Genomic DNA, 19,717 nt, shown 5'->3' with positions numbered 1-19,717 from the left:
GCCAAGAGCTGCCACCGGATGAACGTCGGACACGAGCCAGCAGAGAGGTGAGGCGGGTAGCGGGGGATGCGGGACGCTCCCACGGATCAGGAGGTTAGGGGTTCGAGGCCCTTCGGCCGCGCAGCAGGTGAGGAGTCGTTTCGGGAAACCGACCGGACCACGCAAGTCGTGATTGCCGGCCGCGCCTTCGTCCAGAACCTGCGCCCCTGTCGTCGTCCGGGCACTGCTTCAGCACCACCGGGGTACCGTCCGGCATCTCGACCGGCACGGCCAGCGAGGCGAACGCGTACCCGAACGGGGGTGCCACCGCCCGGAGGTCCCACCGCTCGACGCACTCCGCCAGCCGGTCCGGCAGCACCGCCCGCCAGGCCCGTCCGGTCGGGTCGTTCTCGGTCCAGCGCAGGCTCTCGGGGATCTCCATCCGGCCATCTTCGATCCTGTCCCGCGATCGCGTACAACCGTTTCCGGTGCGGTGGCGTCTGGAACAGCGAACCCCAGGGAGGTGGCCGGATGCCGGACGCATCGGACCAGGAATACGTCGAGTACGTCACGGCGCGCCTGCCGGCGCTGCGGCGGCTCGCATACGCACTCTGCGGCGACGCCGACCTGGCCGACGACCTGGTGCAGGAGACCGCGACGCGGCTCTACCTGCGCTGGGCGCGGATCGGCGAGGTCGAGCAGCTCGACGCGTACGTCCGGACGGTGCTGGTGCGGCATTTCCTGGACACCCGGCGGCGCGGCTGGTGGCGGGTGCACCTGTTCGGCGGGCCACCGGACGTGCGGTCCACCGAGGACCGGAGCGTCGAGGAGCGGACCGTGCTGCGCGACGCCCTGGCCAAGGTGCCGCCCCGCCAGCGGGCGGTGCTGGTGCTGCGTTTCCTGCACGACCTGCCGGTGGAGGAGGTGGCCCGCACGTTGGGCTGCTCGCCCGGCACGGTGAAGAGCCAGACCTCGCACGGCCTGGCGGCGATGCGACGGCTGCTCGGGGACCGCGAGCTGGCCGGCCGGACCGGAAAGGAGCAGTGGGCATGAGGACCGATGACGAACACGTCGCCGACCGGCTGCGGTGGCTGGACGACGAGCCGGCCGGCCCGCCCCGGATCGACCTGCCGGGGGCGATCCGGGAGGCGCGCCGGCGGCGGCGAAACCGCCGGGTGGCGGCGGCCGGGGCCGTGGCGCTGGGTGTGCTGGCGGTGGCCGCGCTGCCGGCGGCGCTGGGCGGGCACGGGCGGGCGGCGCCCGCGCCGGCCGCGAGGCCCGGCCCGTCGATGCCGCCCGGCCCGTCGAAGCCGTCGCCGGAACCGCGGCCGACCGGCCCGTGGCAGGGGGTGTGCGAGGCCGAGCTGCTGCCCGTGCCGGGCGATCCACACGGCGCGGTCACCGGCGGTGACCCGGACGGCCGGTGGCTGGTCGGCCGGCGGGCCCCGCAGGGGCGGGATCGCGTGGATTTCGGCCTGCTGATCTGGGAGGGCGACCGGGTCCGGGAGGTCGAGCTGCCGGGCTCGGCACAGAAGCTGACGGATGTGAACCGGGCCGGCCTGGCGGTGGGTTCGTCGTTGGCCGCCGGCGACCTGTGGCAGGCGTGGGCGGTGCGCGACGGCGAGGTCATCCGCCTGCCCGGGGGACCGTCCGAGGGGGCGACGGCCGTCGACGACGCCGGCCGGATCGTCGGCTACCGCAGCGTGGGGCACGTCTGGGAGCCGGGGTTCAAGCACCTGCCGGTGGTCTGGGACTCGTACCGGAGCCAGCCGGTGGACCTGCCCCTGCCCGGCCCGCAGTGGGAGGGCACGGCCGTCGGCATCGACGAGGACGGCACCATCCTGGCCGTGATGTCCGAGGGTAACCCGGGGGAGGCCAGCCGCGCGGTGGTGTGGCGTCCGGGTGCCGCCCGGCCGGAGGTGCTGCCGTTGCCGCGGGTGCCCGGCGGGAAGGCCTCCCGGTTCGTGCCCCTGTCGGTGGCCGGTGGCTGGGTGACCGGCACCGCCGAACGCGACACCACGGTGGTCCCTCGGAGCGGCATCACCAGGTACCCGGTGCGGATCGACCTGCGGACCGGGCGGGTGGAGGTACTGACGGGCGTCCTGTACGACGGGACCGGTAACGGTCGGGGCTGGCTGGCCGGTTCGGTCTCCGGTGGCGTCCCCGGCCTGGTCACCGACACGAAGGCGGTGAAGCTGCCCATGCCGGACGGCTGGCGCGGCGGGCGGCGGGGTGGGGTGAAGAGTCTCAGCGACGACGGCCGGGTGCTCGGCGGGAAGCTCGAGCGCGACGACCAGGACGTCCGGCCGGTGCGCTGGACCTGCCGCTGAACCGGTCCGGGGGCGGTCGGAGCACCGCCCCCGGACCGGAGCTTCTCAGCGCAGCCGGCGGATGTCGCCGTACGCCCGGTAGAAACCGCCCCGGCCGGACTCCCGGACCTCCGTGACCAGGTAGCGGCTGCTGTGGAGAACGCCCTGATCATGACCGGATGTGCTGGCATCCCGGGCGGACGGAGTTGCCGAACGGGGCCGCTGGAGCCCTACGGAGTGAAGAGGTGGAGGTGGTGGGAAGTGTGAGAGGCGAGGAGGAGCCGATGGGAGGAGTTGTCCGGATCCAGCGGTGTGCCGACCTCGCTCGGGAAGATCAGGCCTTCACGCTTCCTGCTCCGGGCCCATGCTGCGCAGTGGCATGGGGTCCTGCCTCGGAAGACGTGCGCTGATCCCGACGCGGTGGTCCAGCTGGTGCAGGAGGAGGGTCTGGTCGGTTGCGTGGGCCGGGCGGTGGCGTGCTCTGCCGCCCTTCGGCAGCCGAGGTGTCAGTCGCCGGCTCGTCGATGGTGGCGATGCGACGCACCGGCGAGGCGAGCAGCCACAGCACGGCGAGGACACCGCCAAGGCCGGCGACGACCAGTGTCGGTCGCAGACCGATGGTGGTGCCCAACCAGCCACCGACCAGCGCGCCAAGCGGCCTGATCCCGTAGTTGACGGCGCTGTACGCACCGGCCCGCCGTCCCCGCGCGTCGTCGGGCGTGACCGAGGCGAGCAGGGAGTTGAGGTTGACGTCCATCAGCATCACGCCGACGCTGGAGACCATCTCGATCGCCGCGAGCGCCGCGATTCGGGCCCAGGTCGGGCCGGACACGAGCGCTGTCAGCGCGAAGGGTGCGGGAAAGAGGACCACGCCGATCATCGCGGTGCGGCCCAACCCGATGGTGCGGGAGAGTCGAGGTGCCAGTGCCGCACCAGCCAGTCCACCGACCGCGCCGACGCCGAACGCGAGGCCGATAGCGCCAGCCGACAGACCGAGCTCGCGGCTTGCATACAGTACGAGCAGTGCGTTGGTCATGAGGGTGAAGAAGTTGACGGTGCTGGTGCAGCCGAGAGTGGCGCGCATCACCGGATGACGCAGTACCAGGACGAGCCCGTCCCGGACCAGGCCGAGGGTCGAGGACCGCGTTGGCGCCGGCCGGGCCTCGTCCACTGGAATTCGGCCGATCAGCAGCGCGGAGCCGAGGAAGGACACCGCGTCGACGAGGACCGCGACCGGGGCGCTGAGGGCCTGGACCAGGCCGCCGCCGAGGGCCGGCCCAGCCACGAATGAGGCTGCCCGGCTCAGACTCAGCTTGCTGTTCGCCTCTACATAGGCCGACGGCGGGACCAGAGCGACGAAGAACGCCTGGCGCGCCATGCCGAACAGGACCGCACCGGCCCCGGTGAGCAGGGCGACCAGATAGAGATGAGTCAACGTGACCGCGTCCAGCAGGTAAGCCGCTGGGAGGCTGAGCAGCACTGCCGCGCGGACCAGGTCGGCCACGATCAGTAGACGCCGCTTGCGGGTCCGTTGGTCCACCCACGCGCCGACGAACATGCCCAGCAGGTTGGGTAGCCAGATCAGTGCGGTGAGGATGCTGACCTGTGCGGGCGTTGCGGCGAGGACGGTGACAGCGATCAGCGGCAGGGCCAGCTCGCTGATTCGGTCGCCGAACTGGGAAATGGTTTCGCCGAGCCAGAAGGTTCGAAAACGCCGATTGCCGCGCAGGAGCGCCGGGGGCCTCGTGCTGGTGGCGGTCATGACGCCGCCGGGTCGTCGCCGGGCTCGGGCAGCAGATAGCGCAGCATCCGGACGAGTCGCGCACCGTCCGGCGACTGGCCACCCTTACGCCGGACGTACGGCGCGAGCAGTGCCTCGATCGCTTCTTCGAGCTGCCGCAACTCGTCAGCAGTAACGGCGAACCGGGTATCGGCCAACCCCGCAAGGGCCCGCCACTGCGGATCCAGCCGCGGCTCGTCCCGCAGCGACCACTGCATGGGCGCCTCCGCGGATCGTGCGAACATCTCGGCGCGCAGCTGCCGCGCCGCGTCCTGGCCCTCTGCATCGTCGGGCATGGTGAACCGGAAGCCCTTACCCGCCGCCTGCCACCACCGCTCCCGCTTACTCGTCGCGCCGTCCCAGTCGGTGACGAGACCGAAAGAAGCAAGGTGCCTCAGGTGCCAGCTGACGACCGACGGCGTGGCGCCGACGTGCGGTGAGAGTTGAGTGGCCGTCGCGGGGCCGTGCCGCTGCAGCCGATCAAGTAGAGCAAGCCGTACCGGATGAGCCAACGCCCGCAGCGCTTGCGCACCGGTCAGTTCCACATCCCCGTACGGATTCGTGAGAGACATGTCTCGAAAGTAGCCTCTCAGATCGACCCAGGCAACCCCGCTCCCTTCTCGGCGATGACGTCAACGACTGTCGTACGCGCTTGACAGGTTCGGTGAAGCCGCAACACCAGCCCGGCCGAGGCGTGCGCGGCCCACCGGCAGCGAGTGGTCCGCATCTGCAGGCGACTATGACCCTGGCCCGTCGCGGAAGTCGATCAACGCTGTCTAACCTCGCTTCGCGAGGCCGTCGGGTCGAGACTGGGAGGCGAAGTGGCCGGCGTAGTGCTCGTCCACGGCTTGTATCACGATCCTCATCACTTCGATCTCGTTGCCGCGGGCCTGCGGCTCACGGGCACCGAGGTCATTGCTCCGGTGCTGCACCGAGGCTCGTTGCCGGCGGACACCGCGGCCGCTCAAGCTGCTGTCGATGCGATGGAAGAGCCGCCACTCGTGCTCGGCCACTCCTACGGCGGATCGGTAATCACCGGCCTTACCGGGGCGCGGCATCTTGTGTACCTGGCGGCGTTCGTGCCTGACAGGAACGAGAGCGCCGCCAGCCTCGGCGGGTCATCGCATCTGCTTCGGGCGGCCATCGTGCCCGAAGCAGACGGCTCGACGCGCCTGGACCCCGACCGCGCTGCCGATGCTCTCTACGCCGATTGCCCTGAGCACCTCGCTGCCTGGGCGATCGGCCTGCTGCGCCCCCAAAGTGCTGGCTGCGGCAGGGGAGTTCCGGAGCGCCAAAGCTGGCAGAACGTCGCCTCCACCTACGTCACGTGCGCCGCTGACCGGGCAATCGACCCGGCGCTCCAGAGGGCGATGGCCACCCGCTGCGGGGCGGCCCGGGAATGGCGAACCGGTCACTCGCCGTTCGTCGGTCGCCCCGATCTGGTGATCGACCTGCTGAACGAGCTGCTGGACGGGTGAGCGCTGCCTGTTCGGTGCTACGGTTCGATCTTGAACGGTCAGAAGGTGAGCGGCGGGTAAAGCTCCCCAAGGAGAGGAGCTGGGGTGACCGAGGACTTCTACTGCGACGAGGCGCTCAGTGGTCGCACCGAGGTGACTGTGGTGGCGGAGACCGAGGACGTCCTCGCCTTCGAGCACACCCGGCCCTTCTGGCCGGTGCATGTCGTCGTGGTGCCGAAGCGTCACGTGCCATCTCTCGTGGACCTGGGCGATGCCGACGAGGATCTGCTGCATCGCATCATCGAGGTGGTGCGCCGGGTCGCCGCCCGCGTCGAGCGAGAGCGGGGCGCCTGCCGGGTGCTGACCAACCTCGGCCGGTACCAGGACTCCAAGCACCTGCACTTCCACGTCTGCAGCGGACCACCCCTCCGGTCCGACACCGCATAGCGCCGGCGGTGGGACGTATCGTGCCATTGCGTCCTGGTCGTTACCGGGCGGGCGTCCGCAGTGTGGCGAGCGGGCGCACCCGGGCCAGCAGCTGCTGGAGGACGTGGGCCGGGTTCGCGAACTCGGCCAGGTGGCCGGCCTGCGGAACGGTCACGAACTCCTTTCGGGGTGCGCGGATGTGCTGCAGGTAGGACCGGGCCGCGATGACCGGGGTGATGATGTCGCGTTCGCCGAGGAAGAAGAGGATCGGCACAGCGAACTCGTCGTGGGGCTCACGCCGGTCGACCGCCCGCAGCTCGGCGAAGAGCTGCTGGTTGGCGTACGTCATCGCGCGCTGGTAGTCCCTGATGTCGCCCATGGTGTAGGTGGGGTCGAACATCAGGGCGGGCAGCATCAGGTCGTGGACCATGTCAGGGACGCCCTTGGTGAGCCGGATGGCGAGTTTCATCAGGCGCTCGTGCTGGTCGATGGTCCACCGGGACGGGTCGTCGCCGATGTCCGTCAGCACGCGCAGACTCTTACGGTCGGCCTGCTCAAGTGCGGCCTGTCGGGTGAGCTGGTAGCCGATCGGGTCGGAGCCGGAGCTGTTCTGGTTGACCCCGACGTAGGCGCAGAACAGCTCCGGTCGGTCGTGCACCATCCGCAGGCCGACCAGGCTGCCGACGGAGCTGCCGACCAGGATGACGGTGGAGCACCCGAGCCGGTCGTGCAGCTGGGTGGTCAGCTCGATGCCGTCGGCCGTGAGCCGGTCGAGGGAGAGCCCGACGGGGTCGGCGTTGCCGTTGCGCTGGAACGTCCTACCCGCTCCGGGCTGATCCCACTGCACGACCGTGAAGTGCTTCTCCCATTCGGTGAGCCGGCAGTTGAACGGGACGTACGAGGATCCGGGCCCCCCGTGCAGCACCAGGAGGACGGGGTTCGCGCGGTCCTGACCCCGGATGGTCACCCACTGCTGGCTGCCGTTGATGGTCAGGAAGAGTTCGTCGCGCACCCCTCGCGGGGAGTCGATGACCAGCTTTCGGGCGTTTCGTCGTCGTAGGAGCGGGCGCTGAAGGGTGGCAACGAGCGGATTCGCCATCGGAAACTCCTCCGGAAACTGTGTTCGCCGGACACTGTAATAACTGTGTACTGTAGACGCAGTTTCATCCCTGAACAACTCGCGCCGGCGAGGGGAGTGCGCAAGCAGGCAGGTGAGCCGCACCGGTCAGTGAGCCGCAACCGTCCAGCTGTTCCGAGAAGACCGGCGGAAACGTGTGCCCTGGGAGGTCATGACGGTCACGGCCGATCCCACCGCCCGAGATCGAGGTTCACCGACATGGCCCCTTCCCCCACGGCCACCGGGCGCCCCACCCTCCGGACCCGGGAACGGGGCCACCGGCAGGCCGCCTGGTCGGAACTGTTCTACGACCTGGTCTTCGTGGTCATCGTTTCCCAGATCGCGCAGTCGATCGTCGATGATCCCGGCTGGTCCAGCCTCGCCCGCGCCGGGACCTGGTTCGTCATCGCCTGGTGGGCCTGGGTCAACGAGGTCTTCTACACGACCCGGTTCGACAACGACACCGATCGTGCCAGGCGCTTCATCGGAACCCTCCAGCTCATCGCCCTGACGCTGCTGGCCGCCAGCATCGCCCGCAACGGCAGCAACGACGTCCGCGCCATCGCCGGCGCCTACGCCCTGGTCCGGACCGTGCAGGTCGTCGAACTCTGGCGGGCCAGCCACTACGTGCCCGAGGCCCGGCCGCTGACCCACTACTTCGTACGCGCCAACGGCGCCGCGGTCGTCCTCTGGTGGGTGGGCGTCACCCTGCCGGAACCGTGGAGCTTCTGGCTCTGGGGCGCCGGTCTCGCGGTCGGGCTGGTCGCCGGCGTGGCAGCCCGCTGCATGTCGGGTCCTGTGCTCCGGCGCTCGGCCCGGGCGTGCAGCGCGGCGCGCAGGGCGGGTCCGAAGACGCGCCGGATCTCGGTCGACGGCAGGGCGGCGACGGCCGGGATCGGGTTCAGGTAGCGGGTGAAGATCAGACCGCCGATGACCCCGACGGCGGCGGTGGCGCGCTCGGTCGCCTCGGGGCCGCCGAGAAATTCAGCAACGCGGACGAGTAGCTCACTTTCCAGGTAGCTGCGAAGGGCGCGCATGGTGTCGTCGTCCGCCAGCGCCAGCCGGTTCTCGGTGGGCGCGGTGGCGTCCCACAGGCTCGTGACGGCGGTGAGGAGCCGGTCGGCGAGGCCGGCCCGGTCACCCTGGAGGGCTTGGTCGAGGGCGCTGGATTCCACGCACAGCAGGTTCAGTGACTGGCCGAACAGGCCCTGCTTGGAGCCGAAGTGGTAGCTGATCAGCGCCGAGTCGACTCCTGCGGCGGCGGCGACCGCTCGGACCGTGGTGCCGCGGTAGCCGTGCGCCAGGAACAGTTCGCGGGCGGCTGCCGAGATGCGGGCCTTGGTGTCCGGGTTGCCGCGCGGCCGCCCCCGGGTTTTATTCAGCACAGTTGAATATTGCGTTCCCCGCCCGGCACGGTCAACGGCGTCGACCACCTGAGAAGGAGCGAACACATGCGTACCGTCGTCTTCGGTGCCACCGGCCCCACCGGCCGCCGGCTGACCGACCAGGCCCTGGCCGCCGGTCACGAGGTCACCGCCGTCACCCGCCGTCCCGGCGCCATCGAGCCCCGCCCCGGCCTCACCGTGGCCACCGCCGATGTCGCCGACCCCGGTGCCGTCGAGCGCGCCGTGGCCGGCAGCGACGCGGTCCTGTCCAGTCTGGGCGTTCCGCTCTCCCCGAAGCCGATCGCCGTGTACTCGCGGGGGAACGCGAACATCGTGGCCGCGATGCACCGGCACGGGACGAAGCGGCTGATCACGATCAGCTCCAGCGTCATGGATCCGACCTGGCGGCCGACCGGCGAGTTCTTCTTCAACAATGTGATGGATCCGCTGGTCAACCGCAGGTTCGGGCGTACCGCGCACGAGGACATGCGCCGGATGGAGGCCATCGTCCGCGACAGTGGCCTGGACTGGACGATCGTGCGGCCGTCCGGCCTGTTCGACCACCCGACCGTCACCGCTTACCAACTCGCGGAGAACGTCGCCGACGGGCTCTTCACCTCGCGGACCGACCTGGCGGCGAGCATGGTGGCGCAGCTGACCGACGACCGGTACGTCCGACGCGCGATGGCCGTGATCACCACCGAGGTCAGGCCGAGCATCGTGGGCCTGATCTGGCGCGAGGCCGTCGCCAGGAAGAAGCCGCGGTGACGGGGCCGCCGTCGGGGCGACCCTCGGTCCGGCGTGATCAAGCGGTCCGGAATCCTACTCCACTGAACGGGCGCCGACAGGACCGCCCGGGCGGGTTGCCCGTCGCCCTACGGCGTCCCGGGCAGCACCTGGATGCTCTCCGCGCCCCGCTCCACGAACCACGCCTCGAGTTCGGCGCCGTCGAGCGACCGGGTGGCGTGCTCGTCGACGAAAGCCGGGCCGACGACCGCTCCCTTGGCACCTTCGAGTTGGCAACCGAACAACCTCGCCCCGCTGAGGGTCGCGGGCATGTTCCTGCCTCCCAGGATGCACCACCGCAGGCTGGCGAACTCGAGGTTGGCCCCGCGCAGATCGGTCTTGTAGAGCTTGGCCGAGTTGAGGATCGCGTGACTGAGGTCGGCCCCCGCCAGGACGGCGTCGTCGAGTTCCGCCGCGAACAGTCGCGCCCCGCGGAAGCGGGCGTTCGTCGCGGAGCAACCAACCAGCTCCGCCTTGGCCAGATCGGCAAAGCTAAGGTCGGCGTCTTCGAGCTCCGCGTTGGTCAGGTTCGCGCCGCCGAGGTTCGCATCCTCGAACCGGACGCCGGTCAGACAGGCACTCGCCAGGTAGGCGTCAGTCAGGTCGATGGTGCTGAGGTCCGCGCCCCGGAAATCGAGGAAATCACCCGACAGGTACGACGTGGTGTCCGAGGCGACGGCGGCGAACCACTCCTCGAGCGCCTCCCGGGCCTCTGGACCGTCGGGCCAGCGGGCCACTTTCGGCCCGGTGCGCCATTCTCCGCTCACGGTCGGGACCGTCAGGCGAACCGGTGCAGCGCACGCAGCACCTCGAGCGCCGCGTCGTACCGGAGGAAGTGCAGGTCCTGGCGGGTGGCATGGTCGGCGAGCGTCAAGGCGATCCCGCCGACGCCCGAGAGGGCGGCGACAATCTCCGGCGCGTTCCGCGGCGTGAAGTTGAAGCCGGCGACCAGGTCGTGGGTACGGCCGAGCTGATTCAGGTCCTCGAGCTGGAACTCGTCCTCGAACTCGGGCGACTCGTCGCGCAGGAACTCCCAGGAGTTTTGGTACTCGGGTAGAACATCGACCTGGAAGAGTGCCGCATCGAGATCCGCGGTGCCGGTGTACCGGCTGAGGACCCAGGACGGATCGTCGTCGTGAGCTATCTCGATTCCCGCGTACGCGATGCCGATCCCCGACCGGCCCAGGGCTGCCCGCACATCGGTCGGCGGAATCGCGCCGGTGATGGGCTGTACGAGATCGGGCCGCAGGGCCTCCGCCCTCCGCAGGGCGTCGATCGGGTCGTTCCGGAAGTCCAACTCCACGACGAACTTGGCGCGGCTCAACGCCTTGCCGATCTCGCCGGCCAGTTCCATCGGGATGGCCCGGTCGTCGGCGAACCGGGGATCCGCGTCGAGCGCGACGCCGACCATCGCGGAGCCGAGTTCCTCGACCGCCACGGCCTCAGCGACAGAGCGCACCCGGTCGACCTTGATGAGCTTATTCGTCATACCGCACCACGTTTCCGTTCAGGTCGCCCGCGCCCCTGAAGTCCTCGGGAATCACCCAGATCTTGCCAGCCGTGCTCGTTGAGATCTTCCAGTACGGTGACCCGTCCGGCGTGTGGCGCCCTCCGCCGGGATGAACCTGGATGTTTGTGATCTCCGGGTGACCCTGGATCCGCACCTGTACCGCGTTGCCAGAGGTACCCTTCTTGGTGCTCTGCTGCACCGTGGCCGGATAACCCGCATCGTTGAACTGCTGCGCGATCTCTTCGGGGGACCGCCCCGCGACCGACTTCGGGTCTCGAATGATGTTGTCGATGAACGCCTGCGGGCTGTCGGCGTCGGGCGTGGTGGAGTCGGTCCCCTTTCCCTCGGTGTCGCCGGGCTTCGGGTTCTGCTGCCCTCCCTCCCCCGGCGGGCGGCCCTGCCGCGCTTCCGCGGCGACGGTCTCCTGCGCCCGGCTGACGCTCTCAGGGACGTCGGGCGTACTGCGCCGCCGCCCGGACGGCGTGCCGCCGTCGCCCTCGCCGTCGCCTTCTCCGTGCGGGCGCGGGTGACCGCCGTCGCCGTGCCCGCCGCCACCGTGCGGGGTGTGGGGTTTCGCCATGGTCGGGCCTCAGCCGTCGAGGAGTTCGGAGAGGTTGGTCAGGCTGGTGATCAACGCCATGACGTAGGTCAGGATGCGCCCGGCCCACTTGACGACAGCCGCCGCGATCTGCGAGGCGATCACGGGGATGGTGACCACGAAGATGGCTTCGACCGCCCACACGATCACGCGGGCCACCAGGTCGGCGATGAGGTCCCGGACGATGTCGCGGGTGAACATCACCAGGTTCCCGGCGGCCTGGGTGGCGGCGGCCATCGCGGCGGAGACCCCGCCGAGCCCGTTGATCGCCTCCACGTTGTGTTCCATCAGGTTGTGGTACGCGGTGGCGGCCCGCCCCTGCCAGTGCGGCATGTCCCCGTCGACGAAGGACTTCAGGTCGGCGGCCATGCTCTGCAGTGCGGCGGCCATGTTGTCCCAGGTGGCTGCGTGCGAGGCGACCACGTCGGGCATGCCGGTGAGTTCGTCGAGGATCTGCCGCAGCGGCTCGAAGTACTCCATCGCCCAGCCCAGCCCGTTGGCCAGCAGCGCGCTGAAGGGGTCCATGACGCTGGCGGCGACCTCGATCCCGAGCGACGCGCCCGCGATCAGGTCGTCGACCCAGCCCTCGCTGTGGATGGCGTCGACGAGTCCCTGAACGCTGTCGGCCAGGGCCGCGCCGGTCCACGGCTTGCGGGTGGACTGGACGTCGGCGATCAGCGAGGTGTCGGTCATCGCGCCGACCTCGTCAGGCCGCCACCCGCCTTACGGATCGTGGCGTCGGAGTCGTTGTCGGCGCTGTCGTAGTTGTCGGCGGTCCGGCGCAGCCCCTGCACGACCAGCGACAGGTTCTCCTCCACGTACGCGATCAGCTCGTCCTGCCGCTTGTGCCGGCCCTGCAGGATGGCAGGCATCCACGAGCACAGCAGCCCGTACGCCGAGTCGTCCCGGGCGATGTGCGCGCTGGCGGTCCTGACCGCGTCGAACCGCCCCCTGAGCGTGTCGACGTTGCGGGCGTGCGCGCGGATCTGCTCCGCGTCGACTGCGAAACCGTCGGCCATCGCGCTCACCACCGGCCGTACTGCTCGTCGGGGTTGTCCGAGGCGGGGTCGGCGTCGCGCAGCTGCTGCCCGACCCGCTCGGCGATCGCCCGGGCCGCCGCGGACTCGGTGCCGACCGTGTCGGCGATGATCTCCTGCGACCGGTCGGCCAACTGCCGCCGGGCCTCCCGGATGGTGTCCATGACCGTCCTGGCGACGACATCGGGGGCGACCCGTTGGATCCGCGGCCCCAGTCGCAGGTCGACCAACCCCCCGGCGGAGTCGACCGTCACCTCGCACAAGCCGTTGCCGTCGGCGACGGTTACCCGCAGCTCCTGAAGGCGGTCGCTCATCGCCCTGGTGTCGGCCGCGAGCCGGTCGATCCGACCCTTCCACGCCGCCAGCCGGTCCATGGCACCGTCCGGATCCAGCAAGCCTCCGGTGCTCGGAACGCCGGCCCCCATGTGTCCCCCGGTCGCTTACCGTGATCACGCCTGGCCGGGGAAGACTAACATCGCATCCGCGGCGATGACTACGGTCGGTGCGGCAACGGTCCACAGCAGACGTATATCCGACGGAGGTCCGGGCGGCTGGTGCCACGCCTCATCGGCGCCGCGACGAGCCACAACGGACCGACGAACCGTGAGCCGGACCGGGGCGAAAGGGGACCCGTGACGACAGGCCCGCAACTGCTCGCCTTCGGTGGGGTCATCGTGCTCGGTGCGGTGTCACCGGGGCCGGACTTCGCCGTGGTGGTCCGGCACTCGGCCGTCTCGGGCCGGGCGCACGGCATGCTGGCGGCCGCCGGCGTCGCCGCCGGGGTGCTCGGGTGGGCGATCGCCGCCGCCTCGGGAGTCGCCGCCCTGGTGACCCTGGTCCCTGTCGCCTTCACCGTCATCAAGCTCGTCGGCGCCGGCTACCTGGCCGTCCTCGGCCTGAGGGCGCTCGTCGCGGCGCGGCGCGCGGGTGACTTCCGGGTGGAGCCGTCCGTGCCGGGTGCGGCGCGCCCGGGCCGGTGGGTCGCGTTCCGGGACGGCCTGCTCTGCAACATCCTCAACCCGAAGGCGGCGGTCTTCTTCGTCGCGCTGCTGCCGCAGTTCCTGCCGGTCGATCCCGGCCTCCTGGACACGCTGACCCTGTCGGTGACCGCCGTGGCCATCACCGGCGCCTGGTTCGTCGCCGTGGCGATCCTGGTCGGCGGGCTCCGCCGGCTGTTCGCCCGGCCGGCGGTACGCCGGGCCGTCGACGGGGTGACCGGCGTCGTGCTGGTCGGTCTGGGCGTCCGGCTCGCTCTCACCGGCGCACGCTGAGCGGCTGCGCGGAGCGGTCACCGCCGCCGGGGCCGCCGCCGGGGGCGGCACCGACCGGGCTCGCCGCACGGCCCCGGCCGGCCCGCGCCCTGGGCCGACCGGGGCCGCGAGGGCTCAGCCCTCCCGGCCGGCGGCCAGGTCGGCCGTGATCCGCAGGGTCAGGTCGACGACCTGCCGGAGCACCGCGGGGGCGTCGGCCCCGTCGGCCGTGGTGACGGTCTCCGTGTGTCCGTTCGTGTACGCCACGGAAACCGTGTAGAAGTACCGGTCGGCGCCAGCGCTCGCCGCCGGGTACGACGGTGCGAGAGTGCGGAATTCCCGACCGTTAACCGTCGTCATCAGATCTGTGGTGGAAAGGTGAACGGTGTTGGAAAGAACGGTGTACGACTCGTCAACACCGGCGAATCCGCCGGTCCTTTCCACGGTGACCCGGTAAGCGGTGCTCCGAGCGGCCTGCGCCGGCCCGCCCACCGCCAGGACGCCGCCTCCAACCCCGATGAGCAGCGCGAACGTCGCCAGCACGCGACCGACTGCATGCAGCATGGCAGGCATGACTGAACCCCATCCTTGTGGGAACGGCAAAACGTCCGGTGCTGCAAAGTCGGCGATCACAGACTTTCCGACGGCCCCGTGACTGTGGTCACGTCGACCGACCGGCCGTTTCCTTGTCGCCCTGTTTCTAGCATCGCCCGGAGTCAGGTCTCCATGGGCCGATAGTCCCCACAGGACAGTGCGTACGGTGCAGTTTGTTGCAATTGTTTCCCACGCTTTCAGATTGCGAATCGGGGAAGGTCGGTGGGCGGGGTTAGGGTCCGGAGCATGAGCGTGCACCCCCGCGTCGTCACCGACGACTTCCCGGCCACCCTCCGCTTCTACACCGGCCTGCTCGGCGAGCCGGAAAAGGTCGTCGCCGACTTCGAGTACGCCAGCTTCGGCTCGGCCGGCGAGACCGTGCTCGCCCTCCTCGGCCGCCGGGCCGCCGAGGCGGTGCTCCCGATCGGCCGGGGCGACGGTGGCGTGCTGGTGGTGGTGCCCGTGTCCGACGTCGACGCCACCGTCGCGGCACTGCCCTCCGACGCGGTTGTCGTGCCACCCGCCGACCGCCCGGGCTGGGGTGTCCGCTCGGCCTACCTGCGCGATCCGGAGGGCAACCTGGTCGAGGTGCAGACCTGGCCGGCGGGCTGAGCGCCGGCGGCCGGACGGATCGCCCCCGGTCGCCGTGACGGCGGCCGGGGGCGCCGACGGCCCGCCCCCGTCACAGCCGCTCGGGCGTCCGGATGCCCAGCAGGTGGAGGCCCTGCCGCAGCACCCGCGCGGTCAGCTCGCAGAGCACCAGCCGGCTCTCCCGCACCGGCCCGTCGGCCCGCAGCACCGGGCAGCGTTCGTAGAAGGCGCTGAACGCGGCCGCCAGCCGGTACAGGTAGCCGGCCAGGTGATGGAACTCCAGGCTCCGCTCCGCCTCGGCCACCACCGTCCCGAAGCCGACCAGCTCGAACGCGAGCGCCCGCTCGGCCGGTTCGGCCAGGCTGATTCCCGCGTCCGGCCGCGCCGCCACCCCCGCCCGCCGGAAGATCGACCGGATCCGCGAGTAGGCGTACTGGAGGTACGGCGCGGTGTTGCCGTCCAGCGACAGCATCCGCTCCCAGTCCAGCACGTAGTCCTTCTGCCGGTCGCTGGACAGGTCGGCGTACTTGACCGCGCCGATGCCGACCGCCCGGCCCACCTCGGCCGCCTCGGCCTCGTCCAGCTCCGGGTTCCGCTCCCGGGCCAGCGCGGTGGCCCGGGCCACCGCCTCCTCCAGCAGGCCGACCAGCTTCACCGACCCCCCGGCCCGGCTGCGCAGCATCCGCCCGTCCGGCCCGAGGATCGAACCGAAGCCGACGTGCTCCGCCCGGACCGGCGGTACCAGCCAGCCGGCCTGCGCCGCGGCCGCGTACACCATCTCGAAGTGCCGCCGCTGCGGCAGGCCGACCACGTAGAGCAGTCGGGTCGCGCCCAGAGTTCCGGTCCGGTGCCGGATCGCCGCCAGGTCGGTCGCCGGGTAGCCGTACCCGCCGTCGGACTTGCGCACGATCAGCGGCAGGGGCTCCCCGTCCCGGCCCAGCTGACCGGGCGGGAACACGCAGGCCGCGCCGTCGCTGCACCGCAGCAGCCCGAGCCCGTCCAGGTCCGCCACCACCGGGTCGAGCAGGTCGTTGTAGCTGCTCTCCCCGTGGAAGTCCTGCTCGGTCAGGGTGACGTCGAGCAGGTCGTAGACGGTCAGGAAGTAGCGTTCGGACTGCTCGACCAGCAGCCGCCAGAGCCGCAACGTGGCCTCGTCGCCGCCCTGCAACGCCACCACCCGCCGCCGGGCCCGCTCGCGGAAGACCTCGTCGGCGTCGAACTTCGTCCGGGCCGCCTTGTAGAACGAGTCCAGGTCGCCCATGGAGAGCTCCTGCGTCGCCTCCGCCTCGCCCAGGTCGACCAGGTGCTCGATCAGCATGCCGAACGGCGTACCCCAGTCGCCCAGGTGGTTGGCCCGGACCACCCGGTGCCCCAGCCACTCCAGCAGTCGGGCCGCCGCGTCGCCGATCACCGTCGTCCTGAGATGCCCGACGTGCATCTCCTTCGCCACGTTCGGCGCCGAGTAGTCGATCACCACCGTTTCCGGCGTGACCGTCTCCGGCACGCCGAGACGCGGGTCGGTGGCCAGCGCGGAGACCAGCCCGCCCAGGGTGCGGTCGGCGACGGTCAGGTTGAGGAAGCCGGGCCCGGAAACCTCCGCTGCGGCGCACAGGTCGGCCAGCTCCGCGCGTTCCAGCACCTCCGCGGCGATCGCCCGCGGTGGGCGGCCCAGCCGGCGGCCCAGCGCCAGCGCCGCGTCGGACTGGAAGTCCGCGCGCTGCGAGCGCCGCACGACCGGATCCACCGGTACGCCGGCCACCGATTCGAACGCCGGCGCCAGCCGGTTGGTCAGCAGCTTCTCCAGATCCATGGGTACGCCGATCTCGCTCGGATCCGCGTCACGCGGATCTCCGGACTTCGGATGGGGCGGACCGAGGACGATCGGCGATGACCGGCGGCTCGATCCGCCGGTCGCAAGAGGAAGTGCTCAGCGCAGGCGGTCGCGGGACCGCCGGCGTCGCAGCGCGCCGACCCGAACGTCGGGGGACGTCGGTGCGAGGGCGTGCGAGCTGGTCACGCCGACAACCTAACCAGCCGGCCCGGGGAGGGTGCAAGGCCGTTCCCCGGGCCGGCCGGCCGGCGTACGCGACGTCAGGCCGGCTCGGCGACGGCCTTGCGGTACCGCTCGGCCCGCCGCCGCACCTGGGTGTACGCGCTGGTCAAGCCCATCGCCCGGCGCACCTCGACCAGGGTGCGGCGCACCTCGGCCCGGGTCCGTTCGGTGCCCTCGAAGATCAGCTCGTCGACCAGGCCGGGCTGCGCCTCGAACCGGGCCCGCCGTTCCCGGACCGGGTCGAGGAACCGGTTGAGCGCGACCGCGAGCGCCTCCTTGACCTCGACGTCACCGACCCGCCCGGCCCGGTAGCGTGCCTTCAGCTCCTCGACCTGCGACCGGTCCGGGTTGAACACGTCGTGGTAGGCGAAGACCGGGTTTCCCTCCACCGTGCCGGGCACATCGGCGCGGACCCGGTTCGGGTCGGTGTACATCCCCATCACCTTGCGGCGCACGGTGGCCGGGTCGTCGCCGAGCGCGATGGCGTTGCCCCTGCTCTTGCTCATCTTCCCCTGTCCGTCCGTGCCGACCAGGGTGGGCGTCTCCGACATGATCATCTCGGGTACGGGGAAGACCTCGCCGTAGAGGTGATTGAAGCGCCGGGCGATCTCGCGGGTCACCTCGACGTGTGCGGCGTTGTCCTTCCCGACCGGGACGACCTGCCCCTTCACGCAGAGGATGTCGGCGGCCTGGAGAACCGGATAGCCGAGCAGCCCGTACGGCATCTCCTCCTTTCCGGCGTCCCGGCTCATCTCCTTGAGCGACGGGACGCGTTCCAGCCGGGGCACGGTGACCAGGTTCTGGAACAGGGTGTTCAGGTCGCCGACCTCGGGGATCGCCGACTGGAGGTAGAAGACGGCCCGGTCCGGCTCGACGCCGGCGGCGAGGACGTCGGTGACCATCTCCCGGGCGTTGCGGGAGACCTGCTCGATGTCCGCCCGGGTGTTCCTCGTCGTGAGCATGTGCAGGTCGGCGATGATGAAGAAGCTCTCGTAGCGCTGGTGCAACTTCACCCGGTTGGCGATGCTGCCGGCGTAGTGGCCCAGGTGCAGCCGCCCGGTCGGGCGGTCGCCGGTGAGCATTCGTGTCGCGGACATGGTCGTACGCCTTTCGTGCTGAACGGTGGCTGGGACGCGCGGGCGCGCGGGAACGACCCGGGGTCTGCCCGGATCAGTGGAGTCGGCTCGTCAGAACGAGCGCCGCCATCGCCCGCCGGCGCGGAACCGCAGCCCACCGGCACGGAGTACGTCGAGAATCTGCTCCCGGCCGTCGTCGACGCGGGTCGGGAGAACCGGAGCGGCAGCCGCCCGGAGACCGTCGACGGTCTCCGGGGCGGTGATGCTCGGCCGGATCATGCCTGACACGGTAACCGCTCGACCGCTTCTCCCGCGCCCCTGCACCGCAGGCGACCACCCGCCCAGGCCGCGGCGCCGTGCGCGCTCCGGTCAGTGCCGTCGGTAGCTCTCGGCGCAGTAGGTGCCGACCTGCTCCCGGTACTCTGGGCGACCGAAGTCGTCCGGGTCGAAGGCCGGCGAATCCTTCACCTGCTCCCGGGTGCGGTCCACGTGCACGACCCGGTCCAGGTGGTCGACCCGGGCCACCGTGCCGACCGGGAGCAGCACCTTCTTCCCGAAGATCCACGGTCCGGTGTCCACCACCAGGTAGCGAGCCCCGGCGTCCTCGCTCGCCTCGTCGATCGAGCCGATCCGTCCGTCCGTCGCCTCCACCCGGTAGCCGCTGAGGTCGATCGGGGTGCCCGGGCCTGGCGCGTCGGGGCCGTCGGCGCCGGTGTGCGACGACCGCTGCCGGGGCATCTCCTCCGGGCTGGTCTGGTCGTAGCCACCGGCGAGGGCGCCGGGGTCCCGCCAGGTCCACGGATTGAACGGCTGCACAGCACACCTCCGGATGTCGTCGTCCCGACGACGGAAGACATGCCCGTACGCCCAGCCGAGGAAACGGCCGACGACGGCAACCCCGTCGTGCCGCGGGGCCCGGTCCACGGACACGTCAACGCGGTGGGTCCGGACCTCGGGCGGCCGTCGACCCGCTGTCCTTTCCGCCGCACGGGACCGGAGCGGTCGCGCCGAGCTGCGGCTCTGCGCCGGTCGATGCCGCGGCACCGCTGGCATACTGGCCAGCCATGGTGCTGTCGCGTGGTTGGTCGCTCTTCCTGGTCGGGGTCGGCGTCTGGACCTGGGTGATCTGGCCGAGGTTCGCGGTCGCCATCTGGAACGACCCACGCTCCTGGTCGACCGGCACGGTCGGCGAGGGCACGGCGACGGGATTCCTCTGGGTGCACGCGCTCCTCATCGCCGCCTCGCTGGCCATCGGCACCGGCGTCGGCGTGCTCGGCGTACGCGGTTGGTTGGCCGCGCGCCGGGGCGGGCCGACCCTCTGACTGTTCATCTTTCCGCCTCCACCCCTGCTGAGCAGGCAAGATAGCCAGTTGATGATGATGTGACGCGGGACGCTCCCCACGGATTTGACGATCAAACCCGAATCCGCGTAACTTTCTCTCTGCCAGCGCGGAACGGGGCAAACGGGACGAAAGCCCGGGAGCGCCGAACCGGACTGGCACCGCGTCGGACGGGGGCACGAACCCCGGCGGGCGCGGTCCGGGCGGGGCCCGCCGAAAACGCCGCAGGGCGGATTTGGCGGAGCGGAACCGACCGGGTAAGGTTGTCGACCGGCAGGGCACCGGACAGCTTACGGGAAACCGCAGCGGCCGGCCTGCCAAATCCGATGATCAAGCGCGGCGGGCGACTGCTGCGCGAGTTCAGCGGGCGCCAACCCGTACGAAGCGTGACAGACCGGGACACACGGTTTGACACGGCAGAGACGGTGA

24 protein-coding genes and 1 pseudogene are annotated in these 19,717 nt (G+C 70.9%); 9 read left to right on the top strand and 16 right to left on the bottom strand.

What is annotated here, in order from left to right; all coding sequences use genetic code 11:
- Positions 1-94: 94 nt before the first annotated feature.
- Entirely contained in the window at positions 95-421 is a 327-nt protein-coding gene (locus tag ACL02O_RS26680) for a hypothetical protein (protein WP_412820915.1), read from the bottom strand.
- A gap of 89 nt (positions 422-510) precedes the next feature.
- Between ACL02O_RS26680 and ACL02O_RS26675 the strand changes: the two genes are divergently transcribed.
- Together ACL02O_RS26675 and ACL02O_RS26670 are read left to right on the top strand one after the other, a co-directional pair.
- Positions 511-1,032: a SigE family RNA polymerase sigma factor gene (locus ACL02O_RS26675; protein ID WP_412820914.1), complete on the top strand. Its 522-nt coding sequence runs from the start codon at positions 511-513 to the stop codon at positions 1,030-1,032.
- Positions 1,029-2,309: a hypothetical protein gene (locus tag ACL02O_RS26670; protein ID WP_412820913.1), complete on the top strand. Its 1,281-nt coding sequence runs from the start codon at positions 1,029-1,031 to the stop codon at positions 2,307-2,309. Before ACL02O_RS26675 ends, ACL02O_RS26670 begins: the two co-directional genes overlap by 4 nt.
- A 313-nt stretch (positions 2,310-2,622) precedes the next feature.
- Here the strand turns inward: ACL02O_RS26670 and ACL02O_RS26665 are convergent, their stop codons facing one another.
- Together ACL02O_RS26665 and ACL02O_RS26660 are read right to left on the bottom strand one after the other, a co-directional pair.
- Positions 2,623-4,050: an MFS transporter gene (locus tag ACL02O_RS26665; RefSeq protein ID WP_412820912.1), complete on the bottom strand. Its 1,428-nt coding sequence runs from the start codon at positions 4,048-4,050 to the stop codon at positions 2,623-2,625.
- The gene (locus tag ACL02O_RS26660; RefSeq protein ID WP_412820911.1) at positions 4,047-4,640 is read right to left on the bottom strand and encodes an ArsR/SmtB family transcription factor; all 594 of its coding nucleotides are present in this window, start codon (positions 4,638-4,640) and stop codon (positions 4,047-4,049) included. The genes ACL02O_RS26665 and ACL02O_RS26660 overlap by 4 nt, the downstream gene beginning before the upstream one ends.
- A gap of 249 nt (positions 4,641-4,889) precedes the next feature.
- Between ACL02O_RS26660 and ACL02O_RS26655 the strand changes: the two genes are divergently transcribed.
- Together ACL02O_RS26655 and ACL02O_RS26650 are read left to right on the top strand one after the other, a co-directional pair.
- On the top strand, positions 4,890-5,546 hold the full coding sequence (locus ACL02O_RS26655) for an alpha/beta hydrolase (protein WP_412820910.1): 657 nt from the start codon (positions 4,890-4,892) through the stop codon (positions 5,544-5,546).
- 84 nt (positions 5,547-5,630) lie between these two features.
- On the top strand, positions 5,631-5,972 hold the full coding sequence (locus ACL02O_RS26650) for an HIT family protein (protein ID WP_412820909.1): 342 nt from the start codon (positions 5,631-5,633) through the stop codon (positions 5,970-5,972).
- Between the two features lie 40 nt (positions 5,973-6,012).
- On the opposite strand, the gene ACL02O_RS26645 is transcribed toward ACL02O_RS26650, so the two are convergent.
- Entirely contained in the window at positions 6,013-7,050 is a 1,038-nt protein-coding gene (locus ACL02O_RS26645) for an alpha/beta fold hydrolase (protein ID WP_412820908.1), read from the bottom strand.
- Between the two features lie 237 nt (positions 7,051-7,287).
- Between ACL02O_RS26645 and ACL02O_RS26640 the strand changes: the two genes are divergently transcribed.
- On the top strand, positions 7,288-7,977 hold the full coding sequence (locus ACL02O_RS26640; RefSeq protein ID WP_412820907.1) for a low temperature requirement protein A: 690 nt from the start codon (positions 7,288-7,290) through the stop codon (positions 7,975-7,977).
- Here the strand turns inward: ACL02O_RS26640 and ACL02O_RS26635 are convergent.
- Positions 7,953-8,453, bottom strand: a pseudogene (locus ACL02O_RS26635) (TetR family transcriptional regulator); the annotation flags it as partial. The gene ACL02O_RS26640 and the pseudogene ACL02O_RS26635 sit on opposite strands and share 25 nt — an antisense overlap.
- Positions 8,454-8,519: 66 nt before the next feature.
- Here ACL02O_RS26635 and ACL02O_RS26630 point away from each other — a divergent pair.
- Positions 8,520-9,221, top strand: coding sequence for an NAD(P)-dependent oxidoreductase (locus ACL02O_RS26630; protein ID WP_412820906.1), 702 nt, complete (start codon positions 8,520-8,522; stop codon positions 9,219-9,221).
- A 107-nt stretch (positions 9,222-9,328) separates the two neighbouring features.
- Here the strand turns inward: ACL02O_RS26630 and ACL02O_RS26625 are convergent, their stop codons facing one another.
- The 6 genes from ACL02O_RS26625 to ACL02O_RS26600 are packed head-to-tail and all read right to left on the bottom strand — an operon-like array spanning position 9,329 to position 12,779.
- Entirely contained in the window at positions 9,329-10,006 is a 678-nt protein-coding gene (locus ACL02O_RS26625; RefSeq protein ID WP_412820905.1) for a pentapeptide repeat-containing protein, read from the bottom strand.
- Positions 10,007-10,017: 11 nt separating this feature from the next.
- Positions 10,018-10,698 (bottom strand): beta/alpha barrel domain-containing protein, encoded by a 681-nt coding sequence (locus tag ACL02O_RS26620; RefSeq protein WP_412820904.1) that lies wholly within the window; start codon positions 10,696-10,698, stop codon positions 10,018-10,020.
- 19 nt (positions 10,699-10,717) lie between these two features.
- Positions 10,718-11,329, bottom strand: coding sequence for a hypothetical protein (locus ACL02O_RS26615; protein ID WP_412820903.1), 612 nt, complete (start codon positions 11,327-11,329; stop codon positions 10,718-10,720).
- A 9-nt stretch (positions 11,330-11,338) separates the two neighbouring features.
- On the bottom strand, positions 11,339-12,040 hold the full coding sequence (locus ACL02O_RS26610; protein ID WP_412820902.1) for a WXG100 family type VII secretion target: 702 nt from the start codon (positions 12,038-12,040) through the stop codon (positions 11,339-11,341).
- Positions 12,037-12,366, bottom strand: a complete 330-nt coding sequence (locus ACL02O_RS26605) for a type VII secretion target (RefSeq protein WP_412820901.1) — start codon at positions 12,364-12,366, stop codon at positions 12,037-12,039. Before ACL02O_RS26605 ends, ACL02O_RS26610 begins: the two co-directional genes overlap by 4 nt.
- A gap of 5 nt (positions 12,367-12,371) precedes the next feature.
- A complete protein-coding gene (locus ACL02O_RS26600; RefSeq protein ID WP_412820900.1) occupies positions 12,372-12,779 on the bottom strand; it encodes a YbaB/EbfC family nucleoid-associated protein in 408 nt (135 codons plus the stop codon).
- A 237-nt stretch (positions 12,780-13,016) separates the two neighbouring features.
- Here ACL02O_RS26600 and ACL02O_RS26595 point away from each other — a divergent pair, with 237 nt between their 5' ends.
- Positions 13,017-13,655, top strand: coding sequence for a LysE family translocator (locus ACL02O_RS26595; RefSeq protein WP_412820899.1), 639 nt, complete (start codon positions 13,017-13,019; stop codon positions 13,653-13,655).
- A 114-nt stretch (positions 13,656-13,769) separates the two neighbouring features.
- On the opposite strand, the gene ACL02O_RS26590 is transcribed toward ACL02O_RS26595, so the two are convergent.
- Complete coding sequence (locus ACL02O_RS26590) at positions 13,770-14,267, bottom strand: protealysin inhibitor emfourin (protein WP_412820898.1); 498 nt, start codon at positions 14,265-14,267, stop codon at positions 13,770-13,772.
- 207 nt (positions 14,268-14,474) lie between these two features.
- On the opposite strand from ACL02O_RS26590, the gene ACL02O_RS26585 reads away from it, so the two are divergent.
- Positions 14,475-14,840 (top strand): VOC family protein, encoded by a 366-nt coding sequence (locus ACL02O_RS26585; protein WP_412820897.1) that lies wholly within the window; start codon positions 14,475-14,477, stop codon positions 14,838-14,840.
- Positions 14,841-14,910: 70 nt separating this feature from the next.
- Here ACL02O_RS26585 and argS read toward each other — a convergent pair whose 3' ends face one another.
- The 4 genes from argS to ACL02O_RS26565 all read right to left on the bottom strand — a co-directional run bounded on the left by argS (position 14,911) and on the right by ACL02O_RS26565 (position 18,764).
- The gene (argS, locus tag ACL02O_RS26580; RefSeq protein ID WP_412820896.1) at positions 14,911-16,629 is read right to left on the bottom strand and encodes an arginine--tRNA ligase; all 1,719 of its coding nucleotides are present in this window, start codon (positions 16,627-16,629) and stop codon (positions 14,911-14,913) included.
- A 281-nt stretch (positions 16,630-16,910) separates the two neighbouring features.
- Positions 16,911-17,969 (bottom strand): tryptophan--tRNA ligase, encoded by a 1,059-nt coding sequence (gene trpS / locus ACL02O_RS26575; protein WP_412820895.1) that lies wholly within the window; start codon positions 17,967-17,969, stop codon positions 16,911-16,913.
- 90 nt (positions 17,970-18,059) lie between these two features.
- Positions 18,060-18,227, bottom strand: coding sequence for a hypothetical protein (locus ACL02O_RS26570; RefSeq protein WP_412820894.1), 168 nt, complete (start codon positions 18,225-18,227; stop codon positions 18,060-18,062).
- 90 nt (positions 18,228-18,317) lie between these two features.
- The gene (locus ACL02O_RS26565; protein WP_412820922.1) at positions 18,318-18,764 is read right to left on the bottom strand and encodes a PRC-barrel domain-containing protein; all 447 of its coding nucleotides are present in this window, start codon (positions 18,762-18,764) and stop codon (positions 18,318-18,320) included.
- Positions 18,765-19,012: 248 nt separating this feature from the next.
- Between ACL02O_RS26565 and ACL02O_RS26560 the strand changes: the two genes are divergently transcribed.
- Entirely contained in the window at positions 19,013-19,270 is a 258-nt protein-coding gene (locus tag ACL02O_RS26560; protein WP_412820893.1) for an SCO4848 family membrane protein, read from the top strand.
- Positions 19,271-19,717: the final 447 nt, after the last annotated feature.

It is taken from the genome of Micromonospora mangrovicola (assembly GCF_047200535.1).
Lineage (GTDB): Bacteria > Actinomycetota > Actinomycetes > Mycobacteriales > Micromonosporaceae > Micromonospora.
Note: the sequence above shows the minus strand (reverse complement) of the source record. Positions and strands in the feature narration are given on the sequence as shown.

What these genes read in the sequence shown, in the direction of transcription:
- ACL02O_RS26670 (WP_412820913.1), top strand. Translation starts at nt 1,029, where the DNA reads ATGAGGACCGATGACGAACACGTCGCCGACCGGCTGCGGTGGCTGGAC.
- ACL02O_RS26630 (WP_412820906.1), top strand. Translation starts at nt 8,520, where the DNA reads ATGCGTACCGTCGTCTTCGGTGCCACCGGCCCCACCGGCCGCCGGCTG.
- ACL02O_RS26675 (WP_412820914.1), top strand. Translation starts at nt 511, where the DNA reads ATGCCGGACGCATCGGACCAGGAATACGTCGAGTACGTCACGGCGCGC.
- ACL02O_RS26610 (WP_412820902.1), bottom strand. Translation starts at nt 12,040, where the DNA reads ATGACCGACACCTCGCTGATCGCCGACGTCCAGTCCACCCGCAAGCCG.
- argS (WP_412820896.1), bottom strand. Translation starts at nt 16,629, where the DNA reads ATGGATCTGGAGAAGCTGCTGACCAACCGGCTGGCGCCGGCGTTCGAA.
- ACL02O_RS26585 (WP_412820897.1), top strand. Translation starts at nt 14,475, where the DNA reads ATGAGCGTGCACCCCCGCGTCGTCACCGACGACTTCCCGGCCACCCTC.
- ACL02O_RS26680 (WP_412820915.1), bottom strand. Translation starts at nt 421, where the DNA reads ATGGAGATCCCCGAGAGCCTGCGCTGGACCGAGAACGACCCGACCGGA.
- ACL02O_RS26660 (WP_412820911.1), bottom strand. Translation starts at nt 4,640, where the DNA reads ATGTCTCTCACGAATCCGTACGGGGATGTGGAACTGACCGGTGCGCAA.
- ACL02O_RS26665 (WP_412820912.1), bottom strand. Translation starts at nt 4,050, where the DNA reads ATGACCGCCACCAGCACGAGGCCCCCGGCGCTCCTGCGCGGCAATCGG.
- ACL02O_RS26570 (WP_412820894.1), bottom strand. Translation starts at nt 18,227, where the DNA reads ATGATCCGGCCGAGCATCACCGCCCCGGAGACCGTCGACGGTCTCCGG.
- ACL02O_RS26560 (WP_412820893.1), top strand. Translation starts at nt 19,013, where the DNA reads ATGGTGCTGTCGCGTGGTTGGTCGCTCTTCCTGGTCGGGGTCGGCGTC.
- ACL02O_RS26615 (WP_412820903.1), bottom strand. Translation starts at nt 11,329, where the DNA reads ATGGCGAAACCCCACACCCCGCACGGTGGCGGCGGGCACGGCGACGGC.
- ACL02O_RS26640 (WP_412820907.1), top strand. Translation starts at nt 7,288, where the DNA reads ATGGCCCCTTCCCCCACGGCCACCGGGCGCCCCACCCTCCGGACCCGG.
- ACL02O_RS26605 (WP_412820901.1), bottom strand. Translation starts at nt 12,366, where the DNA reads ATGGCCGACGGTTTCGCAGTCGACGCGGAGCAGATCCGCGCGCACGCC.
- trpS (WP_412820895.1), bottom strand. Translation starts at nt 17,969, where the DNA reads ATGTCCGCGACACGAATGCTCACCGGCGACCGCCCGACCGGGCGGCTG.
- ACL02O_RS26645 (WP_412820908.1), bottom strand. Translation starts at nt 7,050, where the DNA reads ATGGCGAATCCGCTCGTTGCCACCCTTCAGCGCCCGCTCCTACGACGA.